The sequence below is a fragment of the Terrisporobacter petrolearius genome (assembly GCF_020748185.1).
GTDB lineage: Bacteria > Bacillota > Clostridia > Peptostreptococcales > Peptostreptococcaceae > Terrisporobacter > Terrisporobacter petrolearius.
Map to the genome: position 1 here is coordinate 1 of NZ_JAHZMO010000089.1, position 2,063 is coordinate 2,063.

A 2,063-nucleotide genomic window follows, 5' to 3' on the forward strand; every position below is an offset into this window, starting at 1 on the left:
AAAAAAGTTGTCCATCGCTCAGACTAATCATTATCTGAATATCTGGCTTGGTTTGTTTGTTGTTTCAGTTTAATTCTTTAAGAATTAATTTATTGTTAACCTACTGTTTAATTTTCAAAGTTCTTTGTGGTGCCCAGAGGCGGAATCGAACCACCGACACGGGGATTTTCAGTCCCCTGCTCTACCGACTGAGCTATCTGGGCAAATGGTGGGCCTAGCTGGACTCGAACCAGCGACCTCACGCTTATCAGGCGTGCGCTCTAACCACCTGAGCTATAGGCCCTAATTTTGGTCGAGGTGAAGGGACTCGAACCCCCGGCCCCATGGTCCCAAACCAAGTGCGCTACCAAACTGCGCTACACCTCGAAGTATAAATTAGTAAAATACTTTTTTAAATTTTTCTGGCAGGGGTGGAGGGACTCGAACCCCCGGCGCACGGTTTTGGAGACCGACGCTCTACCAACTGAGCTACACCCCTATATTAAATATGGTGGACCATCAGGGACTCGAACCCCAGACCTACCGGTTATGAGCCGGGCGCTCTAACCAACTGAGCTAATGGTCCATATTATTTTGGTCGAGGTGAAGGGACTCGAACCCCCGGCCCCATGGTCCCAAACCAAGTGCGCTACCAAACTGCGCTACACCTCGTAAAAACTGGCGGAGAAGGAGGGATTCGAACCCTCGCACCAGTTTAATCCAGCCTAATCCCTTAGCAGGGGATCCTCTTGAGCCACTTGAGTACTTCTCCATGTTTTTGGCGGAGAGGGTGGGATTCGAACCCACGGTGCCGTTAAGCATCACTGGTTTTCAAGACCAGCTCCTTAAACCACTCGGACACCTCTCCAGGTTAATGGTGACCCATCGGAGATTCGAACTCCGGACACCTTGATTAAAAGTCAAGTGCTCTACCGACTGAGCTAATGAGTCATGTTTATATGGCTGGGGATGCAGGACTCGAACCTACGCATGCATGAGTCAAAGTCATGTGCCTTACCGACTTGGCTAATCCCCAGTATATGGTGAGCGCACAGGGATTCGAACCCCGGACACACGCCTTAGAAGGGCGTTGCTCTATCCAGCTGAGCTATGCACCCATATTTAAAATGGAGCGGGTGAAGGGGATCGAACCCTCACAGCCGGCTTGGAAGGCCGGAACTCTACCATTGAGCTACACCCGCATATTTTTCTTTGGTGGAGGATGGTGGATTCGAACCACCGAAAGCATCGCTAACAGATTTACAGTCTGCCCCCTTTGGCCGCTCGGGAAATCCTCCTGAGAATTTTGGAGCTGGTGATAGGAATCGAACCTACAACCTGCTGATTACAAGTCAGCTGCTCTACCGTTGAGCCACACCAGCATAGTGTTAAATATTTATGGCGACCTGGAAGGGGTTCGAACCCTCGACCTCCAGCGTGACAGGCTGGCATTCTAACCAACTGAACTACCAGGCCGCATTTATATGTTTTAATGGTGGGACCAACAGGGCTCGAACCTGTGACCCCCTGCTTGTAAGGCAGGTGCTCTCCCAGCTGAGCTATGGTCCCATAATGGTGACTCATAGGGGAATCGAACCCCTGTTACCGCCGTGAAAGGGCGGTGTCTTAACCGCTTGACCAATGAGCCATATTATTTAATTTTGTTCTTTGGCTCCAAGGGAGGGACTCGAACCCTCAACCTATCGGTTAACAGCCGAGTGCTCCACCATTGAGCTACCTTGGAACATCACGTGGCTACGTGCTACTCTCCCAGGGGGTCACCCCCCAAGTACCATCGCCGCTCAAGAGCTTAACTTCTGTGTTCGGAATGGGAACAGGTGTATCCTCTTTGCTATGATAACCACATAATTTTAACTGTTTCTTTAGACAAGAATTATAATAACATCTATGTATATAATTGTCAACTTTTTTACTGCATTTTTTTGAAAATTTTTAATACTTTCAAAACTGCTAACATTTAATATTTCCATTATATTTTTTAGCAACTTAAATCTTCTTTATAATTATATAATTAAAGATTTAGTTTGCGATATAAACCTTTAGGTTTATTTTGGTCAAGTCCT

Annotated in this window: 18 tRNA genes and 1 rRNA gene; all 19 read right to left on the reverse strand. The window is 47.5% G+C overall.

The features are described from left to right. Window positions 1–127: 127 nt before the first annotated feature. A tRNA-Phe gene (locus K0040_RS19650) sits at window positions 128–203 on the reverse strand. A gap of 3 nt (window positions 204–206) precedes the next feature. Next, a tRNA-Ile gene (locus K0040_RS19655) sits at window positions 207–283 on the reverse strand. 6 nt (window positions 284–289) lie between these two features. Further along, window positions 290–366, reverse strand: a tRNA-Pro gene (locus K0040_RS19660). A gap of 36 nt (window positions 367–402) precedes the next feature. Next, a tRNA-Trp gene (locus K0040_RS19665) sits at window positions 403–478 on the reverse strand. 10 nt (window positions 479–488) lie between these two features. Continuing rightward, window positions 489–565, reverse strand: a tRNA-Ile gene (locus K0040_RS19670). Window positions 566–574: 9 nt separating this feature from the next. Next, window positions 575–651, reverse strand: a tRNA-Pro gene (locus tag K0040_RS19675). 7 nt (window positions 652–658) lie between these two features. Further along, window positions 659–751 (reverse strand) — tRNA-Ser (locus K0040_RS19680). Window positions 752–758: 7 nt separating this feature from the next. Continuing rightward, window positions 759–847 (reverse strand) — tRNA-Ser (locus K0040_RS19685). Window positions 848–854: 7 nt separating this feature from the next. Beyond that, a tRNA-Lys gene (locus K0040_RS19690) sits at window positions 855–930 on the reverse strand. 9 nt (window positions 931–939) lie between these two features. After that, window positions 940–1,015 (reverse strand) — tRNA-Gln (locus tag K0040_RS19695). Window positions 1,016–1,020: 5 nt separating this feature from the next. After that, window positions 1,021–1,097, reverse strand: a tRNA-Arg gene (locus K0040_RS19700). Between the two features lie 10 nt (window positions 1,098–1,107). Continuing rightward, window positions 1,108–1,181: transfer RNA gene (locus K0040_RS19705), tRNA-Gly, on the reverse strand. 11 nt (window positions 1,182–1,192) lie between these two features. Next, window positions 1,193–1,277 (reverse strand) — tRNA-Tyr (locus K0040_RS19710). A 9-nt stretch (window positions 1,278–1,286) separates the two neighbouring features. Further along, window positions 1,287–1,361 (reverse strand) — tRNA-Thr (locus K0040_RS19715). Between the two features lie 17 nt (window positions 1,362–1,378). After that, window positions 1,379–1,455, reverse strand: a tRNA-Asp gene (locus K0040_RS19720). Window positions 1,456–1,472: 17 nt separating this feature from the next. Beyond that, window positions 1,473–1,548, reverse strand: a tRNA-Val gene (locus tag K0040_RS19725). A 4-nt stretch (window positions 1,549–1,552) separates the two neighbouring features. Beyond that, a tRNA-Glu gene (locus K0040_RS19730) sits at window positions 1,553–1,627 on the reverse strand. Window positions 1,628–1,648: 21 nt separating this feature from the next. Continuing rightward, window positions 1,649–1,723: transfer RNA gene (locus K0040_RS19735), tRNA-Asn, on the reverse strand. A gap of 5 nt (window positions 1,724–1,728) precedes the next feature. Continuing rightward, window positions 1,729–1,845: ribosomal RNA gene (gene rrf, locus K0040_RS19740) — 5S ribosomal RNA — on the reverse strand. Window positions 1,846–2,063 lie beyond the last annotated feature (218 nt).